Source organism: Algibacter sp. AS12 (assembly GCF_046736315.1).
Lineage (GTDB): Bacteria > Bacteroidota > Bacteroidia > Flavobacteriales > Flavobacteriaceae > Algibacter_B > Algibacter_B amylolyticus.
In genome coordinates this window covers 16823-36917 of record NZ_CP151841.1, presented here as the reverse complement: position 1 = coordinate 36917, position 20095 = coordinate 16823, and the positions used below count along the sequence as shown (strand labels likewise).

Here is a 20095-nt window from a genome sequence, read left to right as displayed (position 1 = left end):
ATTACATATTGACTGTTTTTAAAATAAAATCTGTTCGTTCTTTAACGGTACCAAAAGGTACATCAATAAGTTTGTAATTAAAGGATTTGTAGGTGTTAACTAGGTGGTCGTGTATTTTTTGTGCTTGATCGAAGGTTTCGTAGCGCTCGTTATCGCTTGTGTAAATAGCTTCCCAGGGTTTTAATATAAAAACCAAATTGTAAGTGGCTTTTTTACAGGTTTGCACAAAGTTGTCGGGGTAAGTGTCGCCAATAAAATCCATGTAGGCAAGCACATCGTGCACACCACGGTCAAAAAAAACGGTTTTATTTTTATAGAGGTCGGCTTCTAAATATTGTTGTTGCCTGCCTTGTAAAAGGAGTTCGCTAAATAATAGGGGATTGGTTAAAAATAGTTGGTCTACACCGTTCTTTTTAGCATCTAAGGTTACTTGACGCGAAATTTCTTCGAGACAGATATGGCCTTGTTGTATTAATGCGTTAACTAAAGTAGATTTTCCTGTTCCTGGACCACCTGTAATTACTATTTTTTTTGTGCTCAATGCTGTTTTATTTGCCGTAAAAATCGGAATTTTAATGTTGAAAAAAAAGTAGATGCCTAACTATTGTAAATGGACTGTGGTTTTTGGTGTTAGATTTTGCTTGCGGATAGTTGCGCTAGGGATTGTAGTGGATAGCCCACAGCCCGACGTAGGAGGTGCGAGGACTTGTAACCTTTCGACTTTGCTCAAGACAGGCTTCAAGCCCGACTTCCCGATTGTTATCGGGATGGTAGCGCCCAAATAATAAAATTTTATGTTTTTAAATGTGGTTTGGTGCCGTATATTTGTAGTTCAATTTTATAGATATGAGCACACCTCCAAATTCTGAAGAGTTTTATAAGAAATTAAAATCGCAATTGCTAGACACATCGCTTTGGCCTAGTGAGTATTTGTATAAATTTATTGTAATTTCTGACAAGGAAAAGATAGAGCAAATAGAAACAATTTTTAATTATTTAGGAGCTGTTATTGAAACTAAAGAGTCTAAAAACGGTAAATATACTAGCGTTTCTATTAATGTTACCATGAAAAATCCTGATGCTGTTATTAATAAATACAAAGAAGTTGCAGAAAAGGTTGAGGGTGTGATTAGTCTTTAGTTTTTTTTCGTATTTTGCGCTTGCATAGAATACTACATGCAAAAATATATAACTCTACACATTTATTTTGATAGATAATTTAGAATACAACACCGAGCGTGAACATTTAATTATTCCTGAGTATGGTCGCCATATGCAAAAAATGATTAATCATGCTAAAACACTTGAAACAAAAGAGGAACGTAATAAGGTAGCTAAGGCTATTATTGCCGTAATGGGTAATATGCAACCGCACTTAAGAGATGTTCCAGATTTTCAGCATAAACTTTGGGATCAGCTTTTTATAATGTCTAATTTTGAATTGGATGTTGATTCGCCTTACGAAATTCCTACCAAGGAAATTTACGAAGAGCGTCCTGACCCGTTAGAATATCCACAAAATTTCCCGAAATATCGTTTTTACGGAAACAATATTAAAACCATGATTGATGTTGCAAATACTTGGGAAGAGGGCGAGCTTAAAGAAGCCTTAACTTATACTATTGCAAACCACATGAAAAAGTGTTTTTTAAATTGGAATAAGGACACTGTTGAGGATGCTGTTATTTTTGATCATTTATACGAGCTTTCTGGAGGTAAATTAAACTTAAAGGATTCTGATGAGGATTTATCGGACTCTACAAGTTTATTGCGTACTAAAGGAAAATACTCTAATAACAACAATAATAAGAAAACGCACCAGAAAAAGAATACTAATAACCGTCAAAGAAAACGCTACTAATCAAAGCATGGGAACATTCAAAATTGAAGGTGGTCACCAACTAAAAGGAAAAATACAACCTCAAGGTGCCAAAAACGAAGCATTACAAATTTTATGTGCTGTTTTACTAACTCCAGAACTTGTAACGATTAACAATATTCCAGATATTGTTGATGTTAATAAACTAATAAGCTTATTAAAAAAGTTAGGTGTAAAGGTTGAAAAACTAGCAAAAGGTTCTTATACGTTTAAGGCAGATAATGTTGATTTAGATTATTTAGAGTCCGATCAATTTAAAATTGATGGTCGTGGTTTACGTGGTTCTATAATGATTGTTGGGCCTTTATTAGCACGATTTGGTAGAGGATATATTCCTAAACCAGGTGGCGATAAAATTGGTAGACGTCGTTTAGATACTCATTTTGAAGGTTTAATAAAACTTGGTGCTAAATTTGGTTATAGCAAAGAGGAGCAGTTTTATGGTGTTGAAGCCAAAAGACTTAAAGGAACTTACATGTTACTTGAAGAGGCCTCTGTAACCGGAACAGCAAATATTTTAATGGCTGCTGTTTTAGCAGAAGGACAAACGACTATATACAACGCAGCTTGCGAACCGTATTTGCAACAACTTTGTAAAATGCTAAATAGAATGGGCGCCAAAATTAGTGGTGTTGGTTCTAATATGTTAATTGTTGATGGTGTTGATAGTTTAGGTGGTACCGAACACAGAATGCTTCCTGATATGATTGAAATAGGAAGTTGGATAGGTCTTGCTGCCATGACAAAAAGTGAGCTTACCATTACCAATGTGTCATGGAATGATTTAGGAGTAATTCCTGCAACTTTTAGAAAATTAGGTATTACGGTTGAAAGACGAGGCGATGATATTCATATTCCTGCGCATACGGATGGTTACGAAATACAAAGCTTTATTGATGGATCTATACTAACTATTTCTGATGCACCATGGCCAGGGTTTACACCCGATTTATTAAGTATTATTTTGGTTGTTGCTACCCAAGCTAGAGGTAGTGTATTAATACATCAAAAAATGTTTGAAAGTCGCTTATTCTTTGTAGATAAATTAATAGACATGGGCGCAAAAATTATTCTTTGCGATCCGCATCGTGCTACCGTAATTGGTCATGATTATAAATCGACTTTAAAGGCTACTACCATGACATCGCCAGATATTCGTGCTGGAGTTTCATTATTAATTGCTGCACTTTCGGCTAAAGGAACTTCTACGATTCAAAATATAGAGCAAATTGATCGTGGTTACGAAAATATTGACGAGAGATTAAGAGCAATTGGAGCCAAAATAGAACGTGTAAGCTAATTAAGACGCTTTAAAGTTAGAATATACTACGGTTAAATTTGGCTGATAGTTGTCATCATTTTCCTTGTCGTCTTTTAATGTTTCAACATAATCTTGTAAAATAGATAACGGTATATTTATACACTGAGCGGTATTAATATGGCGTTTAAATTCTATCTCTAGAGTTTCGTCGTTTTTATTAAAATTGATGTTTTTAATTACTGAGGGCTTTAAGTTTAGGCGTATCATAACTATTTGGTAATTAATGGGTTTGATGTAAATATAGACTTTAAGATGGTCTTGTAAAATACGCATAAGTACGTATTTTATATACAGCGGTATTTAATTCCACAGAGGAAACTTACTAAACATAATGGTTTACAGATGTTTTTATGGGGTATGAGTTTTGTTGGTTTTATGGTAAAAAAGGGGTTTTACCTGAAGTGTTTTGAAATACTTTTTAAAACAACCTGAGCCGCAACATCATTCCCTTTTTTTGAAGGCAGGAAATTATCGTCGCTGTAATAGTCATATTTTTTAGTTTTATCAAAATAGGTTTTCCAAACCAGTCCAACGGGACATAATACATCGTCGTTTGTTTCTGAAACAAGTTGGTAATTTAGTATTTCGGTATCGAATGTAATAAAGTGATCTAACGATGGCCAGCACATAAAAAAGGCCAATATTACACTGTTTTCTTTACAAAGTTTACTATACCTGTTACTGTAATCGACTAAATTATCGTAACTATTAATGCGATTGGTGGGGTTTTGTTGAATAACAACCACGTCATAAACCTTACTGCTTATTAGACTTTGCACACCACTTTTATTCCAATGGTCGGAATAATTGTAGTTTGGATTAGCAATCATTTTAGTTTCTAGGGTATAGCCAGAATACTTTGCTTTTTGTTTTACTGCAGCGGGTAAGTCGTGAGTAGAAATAACATCGTTACCAATAAAAAGAATTTTATGAATTTCTACTTTTTTCTTTAAAGTGTCTAACCCATTAGTTTGACTACTAACATTTAAGATAACACACAAACAACACAGAGCGGTAAAGCAATACTTTAAAAAACGATATGGCATATGTTTTATGAGTACGTTGTTATTTGTTATGTTTGAATTTTTCAAATTCAGAGATGGTTTCTGTTTTAGGGAAACTATTATTTTCTGTGTTTGTATCTGCAAATTCAAAGTTAGGATCCAAAGTTACAGAAATTACTTCTTTTTCTTTGATAAAAGTTTCTTGAATTTCGTATTCGTTTCTGCGCCATAGGTCTGCAGGAAGCCTATCTATTTCTGATGTTCCATCCTTAAACTCCCATTTTATGGTTACCGGCATAACTAAACCTCCAATGTTTGTTATAGTAATTTCGTAAATGTTTTTTCCAGAAACTTGTTTACGTACTTGAGCTTCGTCAATTCTCGAAAGAAACTGGCCATAAGCCTTATCTGGGGTAGTGGTCATGGTAATAACTTCTGGTCCGTTACTAAAATCTTTATTAATGGTTTTGCTGCTATCAGCTTGCGATGCTATTTTAGACTTCGATGTTCCTTTTTTGTCTTCAATATTTAACTCATCTTCATAAACTTTAAACCATTTAACATGGCTTAATTCCATGTCTACATGATCGGTAGTAAAAAACCATCCTCGGTAAAACCAATCTAAATCTGTTGCCGTGGCATCTTCTAAAGTTCTAAACAAATCTGCAGGGTTAGGGTGCTTGTATTTCCATCGGTTTGCATATTCTTTAAAAGCTTCATCAAAAAGTTCTTCTCCAATAATAGAATGTCTTAACATTTGCAATCCAACCGTTGGTTTTCTGTAAAAGTTGGAGCCAAACTGCGTCATAAGCTCATTATCAGAATTGGTCATTATCGGTCTTAATATGTTCTTATCGCCACTCATAAACGGCACAATGGTTTGTGGTGTAACACTTGCAAAACTAGGGTAGCGCTCTTTTAGTGTTCTTTGGTGTAAAAAGGTGTTTAAACCTTCGTCCATCCACATCCATTTTCGTTCGTCTGAACTTACAATCATAGGAAACCAATTGTGTCCTACTTCGTGGATTATGGTACCAATCATAGATTGTTTAGCCTTTTCTGTTATTTCACCATTAATAGGTCTTCCGCCATTAAAACTAATCATAGGGAATTCCATACCAATATTGGATGTGTTTACCGAAATGCAAACAGGATAAGGATAATCAAAAGTAGCCTCAGAGTAAATTTCTAAACCATTTTTAATCGCTTCAGTAGATACCTCTTGCCATACAGGTAAGCCTTCTTTGGGATAAAATGACATCGCCATAACCGTATTAGTTGGTAATTTTACAGCCTGGGCATCCCAGATAAATTTTCTTGAAGAAGCGAAGGCAAAATCCCTAACATTTGTAGCATTAAATTTCCATGTTTTTTGTTTGGTCGATTTTTGCTTTTCGTTCGCTATGGCTTCTTCTTTTGTAATTATCATTACAGGTTTGTCAAAAGATTTTTTAGCTACTTCTAATCTTTTTCTTTGTGTTTTACTTAATACGGCGTCACTATTTTGTAACTCGCCAGTAGATGCAATTATATGATCTTGTGGAACTGTAATTTCAACTTCGTAATCTCCAAATTCCAAAGCGAATTCCCCTAGTTTTTGAAATTGTTGGTTCTGCCAACCTTCTGTATCGCTATACACAGCCATTCTAGGAAACCAATGCGCAATTAAATATACTGTATTGTCGTCTTCAGGGAAATACTCATAACCTTCTCGAGATAGTAAATACATGCTTCTGTCGGTTATTGGATAAGACCAAGAGATTAATATTTTAGTGGATTCGCCCGATTTTAAAATAGTATTTAATTTTACTTTCATCATGGTATTATTAACCATGGTTTTTAGTTTGTTGTTACTACTGTCGGTTACCGATTTAATAGAGTAACCTGCAGGAAAGTCTATGGCTCTAGTTAAAAACTGTAGGTTTCTAGTAGTCATGGAGTCTCTCATACTATTTCTTAAATTGCCAAAGTCTTCATTTTCTTTTTTATTAACGTTTTGTTCTAGCTGAATCCACACATAACTTAAATCATCTGGAGAATTATTAAAATAGGTAATAGTTTCTTCTCCCGTTAAGGTATTATTGCTTTCATCAATAACGGCTTTAATTTTGTAGTTTGCACGTTGCTGCCAATAGGCACTTCCAGGAGCGCCACTTGCGGTTCTATACGTATTAGGTACGGCTATCATATTATCGATAGGTTCAAACTTGCCTTGCCAAGGTTTAGTTTGTGCCTGAACTGTAAACAGGGAAGTAAATACAAAAAATAAGAAAAAACGCATAATTTTTTAGGGTATTGAATTAGTCATGCACAAGATAATAAATTGTTGGATGTAGTTGATAATAAACACTTAATAAGGTTGAATAAAATTTACATTCAATTAAAAAAATACTAATGTCTAGTTTTAAAGTTGCTAAAGGGCAAAGTGTTCTTTACATTTGTGGTCTTAAAAAGTAAATTTATAAGCGATATATAAAGGTTATTAAAAAATAATAATATGAGTGAAAAAAAGAAACAATCAGTAACATTTGATGTGTTAATTGAAATACCTAAAGGAAGTAGAAATAAATACGAATACGATTTTACATTACACAAAATTAGATTTGATCGTATGTTATTTTCTTCAATGATGTACCCTGGTGATTACGGGTTTATTCCTGAAACTTTGGCGTTAGATCAAGATCCATTAGATGTATTGGTTTTAGGGCACCAGCCAACTTACCCAATGGTTGTAATGGAAGTTAGACCTATTGGTGTTTTTTATATGACTGATGAAAAAGGACCAGATGAAAAAGTAATATGTGTACCTGTTTCCGATCCTATTTGGAGTAATAAAATGGATATTGCAGATTTAAATCCACACAGATTAAAAGAAATTGAACACTTCTTTCAAGTATATAAAGATTTGGAGAAGAAAAAAGTTGATACAGGAGGATGGGGTAATGCAGAGGCAGCTCTTAAAATTTATCATGAATGTGTTAAGCGTTATGATGACAGTGAGCACAAGAAAAAACGCACTTTTACGATCTAAATTATTGGATTCTTAAAATAACAGCAAATAAAATGAACCATCTTTAATTTAAGGTGGTTTTTTTTATCACATATATTTTCATATTTTCACCTAGTTAAAAAATTAATTAATTTAAAACCGACTAACTAATATGGAATTAATAGTAAAATTTTTACCTCTTTTTGGTGTTGTAGCTTTAATTTTCGTTTTTCTAAAAAGCGGATGGGTTTCAAAACAAGCCGTTGGAAATGAAAAAATGTCACGTATCGCTAAAAATATAGCCGATGGTGCTATGGCTTTCTTAAAAGCCGAATACAAAGTTTTAGCCATTTTTGTAGCTGCTGTAGCGGTCTTATTGTTCTTTAAAGGAACAAATGAAGTAGGATCTAATGGTATGGTAGCCTTATCATTTATTATTGGAGCCATTTGTTCGGCCTTAGCCGGATTTATTGGTATGAAGGTAGCAACCAAAGCTAATGTGAGAACTACAGAGGCTGCCAGAACATCGCTAGGGCGCGCTCTAGAAGTAGCGTTTGCTGGTGGTGCTGTTATGGGATTAGGTGTTGTAGGTCTTGGAATTTTAGGTTTAAGTGGTTTGTTTATTATATACCAATCCATGTGGCCTGGAGCAGAAAATTTATCAATGGTACTTAATGTACTTTCAGGGTTTTCTTTAGGAGCATCATCTATTGCATTGTTTGCGCGTGTTGGTGGTGGTATTTATACTAAAGCTGCTGATGTTGGAGCAGATTTAGTTGGTAAGGTAGAAGCTGGTATTCCAGAGGATCATCCTTTAAACCCTGCAACTATTGCAGATAACGTTGGTGATAATGTTGGTGATGTTGCTGGTATGGGAGCCGATTTATTTGAATCTTATGTCGGTTCAATTATAGGTACTATGGTATTAGGAGCGTTTATCTTAACACCAAATTTTGATGGTTTAGGAGCTGTTTACTTGCCTTTAGTTCTTGGTGCTGTAGGTATTTTAATGTCCATTTTAGGAACATTCTTTGTAAAAGTAAAAGATGGTGGAAATCCACAAACAGCATTAAATATTGGAGAATTTGGTTCTGCAGGTTTAATGGTTGTAGCGTCTTATTTTATAATTAATTCATTGATCCCTGAGTCTGTTGAAGGTTTACCTTTTGGAGCGATGGGAGTGTTTTGGGCAACAATTGCTGGTTTAGTGGCAGGTTTAGGTGTTGGTAAAATAACAGAATATTTTACGGCTACAGGAAAAAAACCTGTTATGTCTATTGTAGCACAATCTGAAACGGGAGCAGCAACAAATATTATAGCTGGTTTAGGTGTTGGTATGATGTCAACAATGATTCCAATACTTTTAATAGCTGCTGCAATTATGATTTCGCATCATTTTGCTGGGTTATATGGTATTGCTATTGCCGCGGTTGGTATGTTAGCAAATACAGGTATTCAATTAGCTGTTGATGCTTACGGACCAATTTGTGATAATGCCGGTGGTATTGCTGAAATGGCAGAGTTACCAAGTGAAGTTAGAGAACGTACTGATAAATTAGATGCAGTTGGTAATACAACGGCTGCCGTTGGAAAAGGGTTTGCTATTGCATCTGCGGCTTTAACTGCATTAGCATTATTTGCTGCTTTCATGAAAACTGCAGGAGTTGTTGCAATTGATGTGTCTCAGCCAAAAATTATGGCTGGATTATTAGTTGGAGGTATGTTGCCATTTGTATTTTCTGCGTTATCAATGAATGCTGTTGGTCGTGCTGCTATGGCAATGATTGAAGAGGTACGTCGTCAATTTAGAGATATTCCTGAATTAAAGGCAGCTTTGGGTGTTATGAGAAAATATGATTCTGATATGACTAAAGCAACTCCCGCAGATAGAGCGATTTTTGATGCAGCTGATGGTGTTGCGGATTATGGAAAATGTATAGATATCTCAACTAAAGCTTCTATTAAAGAAATGGTATTACCAGGTTTATTGGCTATTGCCGTTCCTGTAGCTGTTGGTTTTTTAGGAGGCGCTGAAATGTTAGGTGGACTTCTTGCCGGTGTTACTACTTGTGGAGTGCTTATGGCCATTTTTCAATCAAATGCTGGTGGTGCTTGGGATAATGCTAAGAAAACTATTGAGGAGCAAGGCAAGAAAGGAACAGATGCTCATAAAGCAGCCGTTGTAGGTGATACTGTAGGTGATCCGTTTAAAGATACTTCTGGTCCATCTTTAAACATCTTATTAAAATTAATGTCGGTAGTTGCGCTTGTAATTGCACCTAGTATTGCAATGAATGCAGATGGAGTAGCGGCTTATGCTAGTAATTTAAATAGTAAAGAACAGGTTGAAGTTTCAAAAGAAGTTAACGTTGAAATGACCAATAATGAAGACGGAACCACCAAAGCAGTTGTTAAAACTGTCACTACCAAAAATGGTGAAGCCTCTACTAGTTATGAGACTTTTGAAGGAACGGAAGCAGAAGTAAGAGCTCAAGTAGAGGCTTTTAATACAGCAGATGGAAACCTTAAAATAGAAACAAAAGCTATAGAAAAAGTTATTGAGAATTAAATATCCTCTCAACTTTTAAAAGTTAAAATGAGTTCTTATAAAAACCACGCCATTCGCGTGGTTTTTTGTATTTTTAAACCCATATGTTTAAGAAAGATCCGCTTCAAATAATAGCATTTCAAACCTACGGTACCTCGAATCATTTGTATTTAAGAGGTCGAGCCATAGAAGATGAAAGTATAAACCTAGAACAACAAGGTGCTTTTAAGCTTCTTTTTAATGCATGGAAGCGTTTTGAAACCGACGAAATAAAAAATACCGAGCTTAGAATTAAAGTTGGAGATGATAAGTTTTATTATACCAAAACAGATAAAAAAGGCTATTTTTTAATAGATGGAATTGTTGAAAATTTAGAGGATTATGCAAATACTGAAGGTTGGGTGCCCTTGGAGATTTCGTATAATACACAGCATTTAAAAAGAACTATTCAAAGCGATAATAGATTTCCAGGAGACATGCTTATTCCTTCAAAAAAGGCATCTTTTGGGGTTATTAGCGATATTGACGATACCATTTTACATACGGGATTAACATCTATTTTAAAATGGCGGGTCTTAATAAATACCTTACTTACATCGGCAGGAAAACGCTTGCCGTTAGAAGGAGCACCAGAATTTTACCATCTTTTACATCGGGGTAAAACAGGGCAGGAGGCTAACCCTATATTTTATGTAAGCCATAGTCCATGGAACTTATATAGGTATTTGGAATTGTTTTTAAATAAAAACAATTTTCCTAAAGGGCCTATAATACTTAGAAGTTTTCCTAGACCGTTTACAAAAAAGAGAAAAGGAGAAAAACCCCAAAAGCACAAAGAGATTGTAAATATTTTAAAAACGTATCCGGATTTAAAGTTTATTCTAATTGGCGATATTGGAGAACATGACCCTTATATCTATAAGGAAGTATCGGAGTCTTTTCCGGGTAGAATTTTGGCTATTTATTTAAGGAGCGTTAATCATAAAAAGAAAATGTTACGTGTAAAGGCTTTGTTTGATGGTTACAAAACTATACCTGTGTTATTGGTAGAGCATGCCAATGCTGTTATAGCACATGCTAGATTACATGGTTTTATAAAATAGCTAAGGCTTTTTTTAGATAGACCGAACTTAATTTTGTGTAATTACTTTAGCGTATAGTTGCGTTAGGGATTGTAGAGGATAGCCCACAGTCCGATGCAGGAGATGCGAGGACTTGTAATGTTTCGAATTTAATCAAGACAGACTTCAAGCGGTCCCGTTCTATTTTGGCTAAAAACGGCAACTTCGCATAATCCGTAATTTTCAGGGGGTATTTCATTAATAGTGTCTGTAATGACACTTAGTTTTATTAAATTTTTATAATATCTGTTAAAAAAGATTAATAGCTAGATGATGAATTCTAAATATCTTATTTTCGATTTCAAATTCACAGAAAATGATGAAAGTCTTTGTTCCTCTATTTTTTTATTTAATATGCATTTTGCATGGGTTTGCCCAAAGTAATTTGGTTGTAGAAAATACTGAGCATTATAAAGTTTATGATTCATTTTTAAGCTATGAAAATAATAATGTTTTTAATGGTTTGGAATATATAGATGATTATAGAAGTTTGGATATTAAAAATCATAAATTTTATGCTTCAAGTGATTTTCTAAGTGGATTTATTGTTTATAATGAACAACCCTATTATAATGCTAAAATGAAGTATGATTTGCTTCATGATTTGGTAATTCTGGAATTTGTAAATAATAAAGTTGCTAATTTGAGTTTAAACTCAAATATGATTAGTCAATTTGTTTTGAATGACGACAAGTTTGTTAGACTCCCTAAAACCACCTCGCTTTTACCTTTTTATGAAAACGGTTTTTTTAAAGAAGCCTATAAAGGGGAAGAATATGAGTTATACGTTAAGTATAAAAAAGAAGGTATACAGAAACTATCAAAAAATAAAGTGTTTTATGTGTTTAAAGACCATGAAATATATGTTTTGTTTTATAAAAACATTTATTTAAAAATTAATTCAAAGAAAGATATTATTGAATTAATACCCGAAAAAAAAGCTGAAATATCTGATTATTTTAATTCTAACAGGCGTTTGTACAAAAAGAATAAGTATCAATTTTTTGTAAAATTATTCACCAACTTAAATTAGATTAAAAATTATACTTTAATATATGAAGAAATTAGTGATTTTGATTTTTATGCTCTTGCTCAGCGCAGTTGGGATGTCTCAAGAGAATAAAAAAGTTTCAATCAGTTTTAACCAAACGAATCGTATTGATGCTTTGATTAAATTGGAGAAATTGGTGGGATATCAATTTTACTTTGAAGCACAGTGGTTTGAGGATGATTTATTATCAAAATCTTACAAGGATGTTAGAATAGAGACTATTATTGAAGACATTTTAGAAGACACATCTATAAATTATTTGATTTTTGACGGTAAAGTTATTTTAACCAAGAATAACGCTATTATGGATAAATTACCTGACTTTTTTTTTAAAAACGGAGATCCTGATCGTACTAAAATAGTTGATACAGAACTAAATAAAAAAACTAAAACCCCAATTCTTCAAAAACAATATATCAGTAACCGAGTAAAAAGTGATGGTAATATTTATGCTATAGGAAAGGAAGACGCCAATTCTACTCAAAGTAAATATAATGTTTCTGGTCGTATTAGGGATTCAAAGACGAATAAGCCTATAGATAATTTAGTAGTATTTATAAAAGACAAAAATGTAAATGCAACTACGGATGGTTCTGGATTTTATGAATTGGAAGTGCCTTCAGGATTTTATGAACTAGTAACATCATCTTTATCATACGGAAAAAGTAAGCGAAAAATAATTGTGTACGGTAATGGAACTTTAAATTTTAGTTTAAATGAGTCTGCCGAATTACTTGATGAAATTGTTATTGAATCGGATAAAGATGATAATATTAAAAAAGCTGAAGTTGGAGTAACTACAATTGATATTAAAGGCCTTAAGAATATACCTTTAGTTTTAGGAGAACGCGATGTTTTAAAAGTGGCAACGACAATGCCTGGTATAAAAACAGCAGGTGAAGGTGCCTTGGGCTATAATGTAAGAGGCGGAAAGGTTGACCAAAACTTAATTCTTTTCGATGATGCGGTTATGTATAACCCGTCTCACTTTTTTGGAGTATTCTCAGCAATAAATCCTTTTGCAACTGGTAGTGTGGATATTTATAAAGGCAGTATTCCTGCTGAGTTCGGCGGTCGTTTATCTTCTGTTATTGATATTTCTACAAAGGAGGCAAATATGGAAAAGTTTTCTGGCGAAGGTAATATTGGCCCAATAACAGGAAACTTAATGATAGAAGCTCCAATTATAAAGGATAAAATGTCAATTTTGGTTGGTGGGAGAGCGACTTATTCGGATTGGGTTCTTAAAGCTGTTTCTGAAGAATCAATAAAAAATAGTAAAGCTTCTTTTTATGATGCACTTGTAAAATTTAATTATAAAATTAATGACAAAAATGATTTACAAGCTACAGCATATCATAGTAATGATGAATTTAGTATTACTTCAGATTCTGTTTATGGCTATAGCAATAGATTGGCTTCTATAAAATGGAATCATAAATTTAATGATAAAAACAGAGCTTCTGTTCAATTAGCTACAAGTGAATATAAATTTAGTATTATTTATGATGGTGTTTTTAACCGAAATTTTGATTTGGGTTACAGTATAAACGAAACACAGTTAAAATTAAATGCTAAATATTTATACAGTAAAAAACATAAATTTAGTTATGGAGTAAGCAGTAAAATATATGGAATAAAACCAGGAAGTATAGTGCCTTTAGGCGATGAGTCTGTTGTTGAACCAAAAAGTGTAGACAATGAAAGGGCTCTAGAATCGGCCTTATTCGTTTCCGATTTAATTGAGGTAAACAAAAAGCTCTTGTTAGATATTGGTGTAAGGTACTCGTTATATGCTTCATTGGGTGCGGGGACTCAAAACGTTTACGACCCATCTCAACCAAAAAGCTCAGAATCTGTTATAGATACTAAGTCTTACAAAAAAAATGAGGTGATTAAAACTTATGGAGGACCAGAATTTCGATTTTCTGGAAGATATTTTTTGTCTCCAAATGTTTCACTAAAAGTTGGATATAATAAAACCATTCAGTACTCTCATTTATTATCGAGTAATACTACAGCATCTCCTGTTGATTCGTGGAAACTATCAGATTTAAATATTGAACCCCAAAGAGCAGAGCAGTTTTCAGCTGGAGTATATAAGAATTTTGATGACGGCGTGCATGAATTAAGTATAGAAGGCTATTACAAAAAAATGAAAAACCTTTTAGATTTTAAAGTTGGTGCAGAGTTACTTTTAAACGAAAATATAGAAACAGAACTTTTACAGGGCGAAGGGAGAGCTTATGGAGCAGAGTTTTTATTAAAAAAGAAAAAAGGAAGACTTAATGGCTGGCTAGGTTATTCTTATTCAAAAACTTTGGTTAAGTTGGATAGTGATTTTTTATCGAATCAAGTAAATAACGGCGAGTATTTCCCAGCAAATCAAGATAGACCACATGATGTTAATGTGGTGTCAAATTATAGACTTACAAAGCGATACAGTGTTTCCATGAATTTTAATTATCAAACAGGAAGACCAGTTACATATCCTGTTGGAAAATATAATTACAATGGACAAGAACAAGTATTATACAGCGATAGAAATAAATTTAGAATACCAGATTACTATCGTTTTGATGTTGGAGTTAATATTGAAGGCAATCATAAAAACGTAAAATTGGCGCATAGTTTTTGGAATATTTCAGTTTATAATGTGTTGGGTAGAAATAATCCTTATTCTGTGTTTTTTGTAAATGATAATGGCGAAATAAAGGGGCTTAAATCTTCTATATTTTCTGTTCCGGTGCCAACAATAACGTATAATTTTATATTTTAATTATGAGATTGAATAAATTATATAGAAGCATATTGTTACTTGTGTTATTAAGTATATCCTTTTGTTGCACAGAGCCATTTCCTTTGGTTACGGAATCATTTGAGGATGTTTTAGTTGTTGAAGCCACCATAACTGATGAGTTTAAAAGACAAGAGATAAAACTTTCAAGAACTTATTTATTAGAAAGTGATACGCCTGTTATTGAAAGTAATGCTAATGTTAGAATTGAGGATAGTAATAATAATATCTATAATTTTAGCGAAACAGGTAATGGTTTGTATTTATCTAACTCGGCATTTCAAGCAGTACCTAATGTTGCCTATAAATTAGTAATTACTACAACTGATGGAAAAGAATACATTTCAAATAGTGAATTTTTACCATCTAAAGCAGAAATGGAAAACCTCTATGCAGAATTGGTTAATTTAAATGGAGAAATAGGGGTTCAAGTATTTGTTGATACCAACGATAATTTAGGGGATGCTAATTTTTTCAGGTATGAATATGAGGAAACTTATAAGATAGTAGCTCCGTATTACAAAAGCCTCGATGCTATAGTTATTGCAGACGAGTTTATTGAATTAGTACCTAGAGATCCGGGTGAAGAGGTTTGCTATTCAAGCAATTCTTCAAGCGAAATCATTTTAACAAGTGTTAGTGGTTTAGCAGAGAATCGTATTGCAAAATTTCCAGTTCGATTTATTTCAATGAATAGTCCAACTCTAAGAGAGAGATATAGTATTTTAGTAAGGCAGTATGTTCAGTCTGCTGATGCCAATACGTTTTATAAAGTTTTAAAAAAGTTAAATTCAGATGGAGAAAGTGCATTTGTAGGTAATCAACCAGGTTTTATACAAGGTAACATCTTTTCTTCACAAAACGTTTCCGATAAAGTTGTTGGGTTTTTTGATTTAAGTTCAGTGTCGTCTAAAAGAATTTATTTCGATTATACGGAGTTTAATTTAGATTTACCACCATATTTTTATGACTGTGATTTAAGACTGTTAGATTATGATAAAGTAGGTAGTGATAACCCACCAGAGCAAAATGAAAGAGCTATACTTTTATATTTGTTAAGCAGGTATAACCCTTATAAATATGTTTCAGGAAGTAGCTCTGTTTACCAATTGGCAAGTCCGGAGTGTGGCGACTGTACAACATTTTCATCAAACTTAAAACCATCATTTTGGGAAGATTAATTAAAAGAATACAATTTGTAGTTGGAGTAGCTTTGTGTTTGTTTTGCTTAGATTCCACATGCCAAATAGATAAGGAGAGTTTTGAAGCTTTCAAAGCTATTATTCCTCAAGAAAATATTGTGCTTCAGGTAAATACCAATACTATATTGGCAGGAGAAACTTTATTCTATAAACTATATTGCGTAAGCAGTACAGGAAAATTAAGTGCGGCTAGTAAAATAGCTTATGTTGAATTAATTGGAGCTAATAAAAAGAACCTGTTTAAACATAAGCTACAACTGAATAAGGGATTAGCTAATGGAGATTTTTTTATACCACCAAATATAGAAACGGGGCATTACAAGCTTATATCTTACACCAAATGGATGAACAATAATAGCGCTAATCCATTTTTTCAATCTGATGTATATATTATCAATCCATTTATACCTAACGATGATTCTTTTGAAAATAAAGAATTATACGCCGATAATCTAAAAGAGATAAAAAAAACGATTCCTACGGTTCTTCAAGAAAATACAGACATTAAACTTGAGACTAATAAAAAGGTTTATAAAGTTAGAGAAAATGTTGAAATTACTATGAGTAGCCTGCTTGGTGAAAGTAATTATGGGAATTATAGTGTGTCGGTTCGTAAGTTGGATTCAATAGGAGTTACAGATCATAACTCTAATAATAAAGTTGATAATTATAACGAAATAAAATATTTACCTGAAATAAGAGGCGAAGTTATTTCGGGTCAAGTGCTATCTAAAAGTAACAATACAATCGTAGCAGATATGATTGTTGCATTGTCAATTCCGGGTAGTCATTACATTTATAAAAATGTAAAAACCGATCAAAGGGGTAAATTTTATTTCAATATCCACGAAAACTATAATGATAGTGAAGTCATTATACAAGTGCTAGATAAAAATAAAGGGGATTATAATATTCTATTGGATGATTCGTCTTTTAAATATGCAGATCAATTAAAGTATGCAAAAATAAAAGTAAATGAAAATACTAAAGACTGGCTTTTAAAGCAAAGCATACATAATCAAATAGAAAGTGCATATCATAATGCAAAGCGAGATAGTATTGTTTTCCGTAGTCCAAATACGATGTTTTATGGTAACCCTACAGTTAAATATTTTTTAGATGATTACACAAGGTTTCCATCGGTTAAAGAGACTTTTGTTGAAATTATAGCTGAAGCTGCTGTAAGAAAGAGCGGAGATAATTTTAGTTTTAAAGTATATAACTACGAAGAACTACGAAATAATGTTTTTAAGGATTATAATCCCTTAGTTTTATTTGATGGTATATTAATTCAAAATAACTTAGATGTTTTGGATTATGATTCTAATAAAATTGAAAGTGTTAGTGTCGTAAGAGGTATATATTTTAATGGTCCTAGTATTTTCAATGGAATAATTGATATTAAAACAAAGAAAAGTGATTTTAAGTTACCAAAGTATAGAGAAGGTTTTGGGTTTTTAAACCTTGATGCTATTAAAGAAAATAAAATATATTATAACCCCATTTATACTTCAGAAGTAAGTAAACTTAAAAGAATTCCCGATTATAGAAGTCAATTATTATGGGAACCTAATTTGTTTTTTAATTCAAGTTCGAGTACAATTAACTTTTACACATCAGATGTAAAAGGGGTATTTGAAATAACTTTAGAAGGGTATTCTAATGCCGGTAAATATATAATATCAAAAATGTATTTTGAGGTAGGAAATTAAAGCTTAAAACAACCCGTTTATCTCAGCATCAATAGTATTTATTACATGCCCTAAATCTTCTTGGTTATCAACAAAATTTAAATTGTCTACATCAATTATAAGTAATTTTCCTTTGTTGTATCCATGAATCCACGCTTCATAACGTTCGTTAAGTCGGCTTAAATAATCGATGCTAATTGTATTTTCGTAGTCGCGTCCGCGTTTATGAATTTGCGATACCAAATTTGGAATAGAACTGCGTAAATATATAAGCACATCTGGCCCCTTTACTAAAGATTCCATAAGTTCGAAAAGTGAGGTGTAGTTTTCGAAATCGCGATTGGTCATTAAACCCATGGCGTGCAAGTTGGGCGCGAATATGTGAGCATCTTCATAAATAGTTCGGTCTTGAATAATGTCTTTTCCGCTTTGACGAATTTGTAAAACTTGACGAAATCTGCTGTTTAAAAAGTATACCTGAAGGTTAAAACTCCAACGTGCCATTTCAGTATAAAAATCATCTAAATATGGGTTGTCCACCACATCTTCCAACTGGGCTTCCCAGTTGTAGTGTTTTGCTAATAATTTGGTGAGTGTTGTTTTTCCTGCGCCAATATTTCCGGCAATAGCAATGTGCATGGTGTTACTGTATTTTAAGTTGAAATTTATTTAGGACATTATTGCCGTAAATATACAAGGTTTCGTTGACTACAAAAAACTGATTTATCAATAAATTTGATGTATCGATTGGTAAGACCTTTTCCTTGTCTTTTGGCATATAAAATAATTGGCTGTCTCTTTTTAATATAATATTTTCATTACTTTCCGCTAGAGCAGTATACCCCGTATTTTTTACTTTTTTTACTAAACTTCCAAAGTAATTATAGGTGTACAAATAGTTTTTAGTTAATAGCCAGCAAAAGTTGTAGTTGCTTTTTATGTCTAGAGCTTCGCTTTGTACAGGAGCCGTTTGTGCTCGATTGGTTTTAGTTTTATAATCAAACAATTCTAGTTTTTGTAAATCTTGATTAAAAATCCAAAAGGTATTATCGTAACCAGTAGCAATATGCGACACGTTTTTGTAGGGTGATAATGCGTTAAAATCTATTTTAAACACTTCTGCTAAGCGATTATCAAGTATAACTACCGTATTAAAATCTTTATAGAATAGATTAATTTTTAAAGGGTTAAATGTATTAACATCGCTTAGGTCTCCTAGTTGTAAGTTGTTGTATGTTATGGTTTTAGTGTTTGTTTTTTTATGTAAAATATTGTTGTTAACATAAAACACAGTATTAAAATTATCCACGGCAATTAGAGAATCACTTTTTAAGTTTACAGAATCGATAAACTTTATAGCTACAGATTCTTGTGCACTAATGGAAACGAAGAAAAATATAAAAATATAGTAAGTGTATTTCATTGCAGCTTGAAAAATACAAAAATCAATCCAGTAATAGGCTAGTTGTTAATAAAACGCTACTTAGATTATTTATTGTTTTATTTTAACTAAATATTAACTTTTTTGGATTAAACTGTCGAGTATTTGTTAGGTCTAAACCGTAGTTTAATAACTACTTTTGGTTTAAAGTATAATCTTATTATAATTTGATAATGAAAAATAACAACACTACAATTTTTACGCTAGTCCTACTTTTACTGGTTAGTGTAGCACTGCATGCACAACAAGATTTTCAAGGTAAAGCTTACTATTTTTCTAAAACAACCATGGATTTGAGTCGTTTTAATAGGGGGGGAGAGCAAATGACCGAACAGCGTAAAAAAGAGTTGGAAACGCGTTTTAAGTCCATGTTAGAAAAAACTTATGTTTTAACTTTTAACAAGGAAGAATCCATTTTTGTTGAAGATGAAAAATTATTGTCTCCAGTAAATTCGGGAAGAGGCTTTGGAGGGTTTGCAAGCAGTTTTGCTCCAGGACCACAATACAAAAACGTTAAGGAAAAATTGTATTTGCAAGACCAGGAGTTTTTTGGAAAGCAATTTTTAATTAAAGAAGACATGGAGCCTTTAGAGTGGGTTATGGGTAAAGAAACCAAGCAAATAGGTCAATATTTATGCTTTAAAGCGACTGCTAAAAAAGTATCTAATGAAGTTGGGTTTGGGCCACCAAGACGAGGTAATGATGATGACAAGGAAGAGGATGCAGCTAAAAAAGACGAACCAAAAATAGTTGAAGTTACAGCGTGGTATACGCCACAAATACCAGTTAGCCAAGGACCAGCAGATTATTGGGGATTACCAGGTTTAATTTTAGAAGTAACAGCTGGCGATACGGTTATGCTTTGCTCTAAAATTGTTATTAATCCAGAAGAAAAAACTGAAATTAAAGCACCTAGAAAGGGATCGGTTGTTACACAAGCCGAATATAAAGAGATTGTTACTAAAAAAATGGAAGAATTTAGAGCCAATCGTGGTAGAGGAAACGGAAGACCAGGCGGCGGAAGAGGGCGTTAATTTTTAGATACCAATCA

General features: G+C 32.9%; 17 protein-coding genes. 11 read left to right on the top strand and 6 right to left on the bottom strand.

Going from position 1 to position 20095, the window contains the following annotated elements; all coding sequences use genetic code 11:
• Position 1: 1 nt before the first annotated feature.
• On the bottom strand, positions 2-541 hold the full coding sequence (locus AAFN75_RS00160; RefSeq protein WP_411807699.1) for an AAA family ATPase: 540 nt from the start codon (positions 539-541) through the stop codon (positions 2-4).
• Positions 542-846: 305 nt separating this feature from the next.
• Between AAFN75_RS00160 and AAFN75_RS00155 the strand changes: the two genes are divergently transcribed.
• The 3 genes from AAFN75_RS00155 to murA all read left to right on the top strand — a co-directional run bounded on the left by AAFN75_RS00155 (position 847) and on the right by murA (position 3179).
• Positions 847-1140: a DUF493 family protein gene (locus AAFN75_RS00155; RefSeq protein WP_144116323.1), complete on the top strand. Its 294-nt coding sequence runs from the start codon at positions 847-849 to the stop codon at positions 1138-1140.
• Positions 1141-1207: 67 nt separating this feature from the next.
• Positions 1208-1861, top strand: a complete 654-nt coding sequence (locus AAFN75_RS00150; protein ID WP_144116322.1) for a DUF4290 domain-containing protein — start codon at positions 1208-1210, stop codon at positions 1859-1861.
• A gap of 7 nt (positions 1862-1868) precedes the next feature.
• Positions 1869-3179 (top strand): UDP-N-acetylglucosamine 1-carboxyvinyltransferase, encoded by a 1311-nt coding sequence (murA, locus tag AAFN75_RS00145; protein WP_411807698.1) that lies wholly within the window; start codon positions 1869-1871, stop codon positions 3177-3179.
• On the opposite strand, the gene AAFN75_RS00140 is transcribed toward murA, so the two are convergent.
• From AAFN75_RS00140 to AAFN75_RS00130, 3 genes are all read right to left on the bottom strand, one after another.
• Positions 3180-3473: a hypothetical protein gene (locus tag AAFN75_RS00140; protein ID WP_411807697.1), complete on the bottom strand. Its 294-nt coding sequence runs from the start codon at positions 3471-3473 to the stop codon at positions 3180-3182.
• A 119-nt stretch (positions 3474-3592) separates the two neighbouring features.
• Positions 3593-4201 carry an SGNH/GDSL hydrolase family protein gene (locus AAFN75_RS00135; protein ID WP_411807696.1) on the bottom strand — a complete coding sequence of 203 codons (609 nt, stop codon included), beginning with the start codon at positions 4199-4201 and terminating at the stop codon, positions 3593-3595.
• 64 nt (positions 4202-4265) lie between these two features.
• Positions 4266-6485, bottom strand: a complete 2220-nt coding sequence (locus AAFN75_RS00130; RefSeq protein WP_411807695.1) for a M1 family metallopeptidase — start codon at positions 6483-6485, stop codon at positions 4266-4268.
• Positions 6486-6701: 216 nt separating this feature from the next.
• Here AAFN75_RS00130 and AAFN75_RS00125 point away from each other — a divergent pair, with 216 nt between their 5' ends.
• The 7 genes from AAFN75_RS00125 (at position 6702) to AAFN75_RS00095 (ending at position 17624) form a co-directional block, all read left to right on the top strand.
• Positions 6702-7235 (top strand): inorganic diphosphatase, encoded by a 534-nt coding sequence (locus tag AAFN75_RS00125; RefSeq protein WP_144116317.1) that lies wholly within the window; start codon positions 6702-6704, stop codon positions 7233-7235.
• Between the two features lie 130 nt (positions 7236-7365).
• Positions 7366-9762, top strand: a complete 2397-nt coding sequence (locus AAFN75_RS00120) for a sodium-translocating pyrophosphatase (protein WP_411807694.1) — start codon at positions 7366-7368, stop codon at positions 9760-9762.
• 83 nt (positions 9763-9845) lie between these two features.
• Positions 9846-10844, top strand: coding sequence for an App1 family protein (locus AAFN75_RS00115; protein ID WP_411807693.1), 999 nt, complete (start codon positions 9846-9848; stop codon positions 10842-10844).
• Between the two features lie 334 nt (positions 10845-11178).
• Entirely contained in the window at positions 11179-11895 is a 717-nt protein-coding gene (locus AAFN75_RS00110) for a hypothetical protein (protein ID WP_411807692.1), read from the top strand.
• A 22-nt stretch (positions 11896-11917) separates the two neighbouring features.
• Positions 11918-14692, top strand: a complete 2775-nt coding sequence (locus AAFN75_RS00105) for a TonB-dependent receptor (protein ID WP_411807691.1) — start codon at positions 11918-11920, stop codon at positions 14690-14692.
• Positions 14693-14694: 2 nt separating this feature from the next.
• Positions 14695-15891 (top strand): DUF4249 domain-containing protein, encoded by a 1197-nt coding sequence (locus tag AAFN75_RS00100; protein ID WP_411807690.1) that lies wholly within the window; start codon positions 14695-14697, stop codon positions 15889-15891.
• Positions 15879-17624 (top strand): hypothetical protein, encoded by a 1746-nt coding sequence (locus tag AAFN75_RS00095; protein WP_411807689.1) that lies wholly within the window; start codon positions 15879-15881, stop codon positions 17622-17624. The genes AAFN75_RS00100 and AAFN75_RS00095 overlap by 13 nt, the downstream gene beginning before the upstream one ends.
• A 3-nt stretch (positions 17625-17627) precedes the next feature.
• Here the strand turns inward: AAFN75_RS00095 and AAFN75_RS00090 are convergent, their stop codons facing one another.
• Together AAFN75_RS00090 and AAFN75_RS00085 are read right to left on the bottom strand one after the other, a co-directional pair.
• A complete protein-coding gene (locus AAFN75_RS00090) occupies positions 17628-18242 on the bottom strand; it encodes a deoxynucleoside kinase (protein ID WP_348449261.1) in 615 nt (204 codons plus the stop codon).
• 4 nt (positions 18243-18246) lie between these two features.
• Positions 18247-19026, bottom strand: coding sequence for a hypothetical protein (locus tag AAFN75_RS00085; protein ID WP_411807688.1), 780 nt, complete (start codon positions 19024-19026; stop codon positions 18247-18249).
• A gap of 191 nt (positions 19027-19217) precedes the next feature.
• Between AAFN75_RS00085 and AAFN75_RS00080 the strand changes: the two genes are divergently transcribed.
• Complete coding sequence (locus AAFN75_RS00080) at positions 19218-20078, top strand: GLPGLI family protein (RefSeq protein ID WP_411807687.1); 861 nt, start codon at positions 19218-19220, stop codon at positions 20076-20078.
• Positions 20079-20095: the final 17 nt, after the last annotated feature.

What these genes read in the sequence shown, in the direction of transcription:
- AAFN75_RS00155 (WP_144116323.1), top strand. Translation starts at nt 847, where the DNA reads ATGAGCACACCTCCAAATTCTGAAGAGTTTTATAAGAAATTAAAATCG.
- murA (WP_411807698.1), top strand. Translation starts at nt 1,869, where the DNA reads ATGGGAACATTCAAAATTGAAGGTGGTCACCAACTAAAAGGAAAAATA.
- AAFN75_RS00140 (WP_411807697.1), bottom strand. Translation starts at nt 3,473, where the DNA reads ATGCGTATTTTACAAGACCATCTTAAAGTCTATATTTACATCAAACCC.
- AAFN75_RS00130 (WP_411807695.1), bottom strand. Translation starts at nt 6,485, where the DNA reads ATGCGTTTTTTCTTATTTTTTGTATTTACTTCCCTGTTTACAGTTCAG.
- AAFN75_RS00125 (WP_144116317.1), top strand. Translation starts at nt 6,702, where the DNA reads ATGAGTGAAAAAAAGAAACAATCAGTAACATTTGATGTGTTAATTGAA.
- AAFN75_RS00120 (WP_411807694.1), top strand. Translation starts at nt 7,366, where the DNA reads ATGGAATTAATAGTAAAATTTTTACCTCTTTTTGGTGTTGTAGCTTTA.
- AAFN75_RS00115 (WP_411807693.1), top strand. Translation starts at nt 9,846, where the DNA reads ATGTTTAAGAAAGATCCGCTTCAAATAATAGCATTTCAAACCTACGGT.
- AAFN75_RS00110 (WP_411807692.1), top strand. Translation starts at nt 11,179, where the DNA reads ATGATGAAAGTCTTTGTTCCTCTATTTTTTTATTTAATATGCATTTTG.
- AAFN75_RS00105 (WP_411807691.1), top strand. Translation starts at nt 11,918, where the DNA reads ATGAAGAAATTAGTGATTTTGATTTTTATGCTCTTGCTCAGCGCAGTT.
- AAFN75_RS00100 (WP_411807690.1), top strand. Translation starts at nt 14,695, where the DNA reads ATGAGATTGAATAAATTATATAGAAGCATATTGTTACTTGTGTTATTA.
- AAFN75_RS00090 (WP_348449261.1), bottom strand. Translation starts at nt 18,242, where the DNA reads ATGCACATTGCTATTGCCGGAAATATTGGCGCAGGAAAAACAACACTC.
- AAFN75_RS00085 (WP_411807688.1), bottom strand. Translation starts at nt 19,026, where the DNA reads ATGAAATACACTTACTATATTTTTATATTTTTCTTCGTTTCCATTAGT.
- AAFN75_RS00080 (WP_411807687.1), top strand. Translation starts at nt 19,218, where the DNA reads ATGAAAAATAACAACACTACAATTTTTACGCTAGTCCTACTTTTACTG.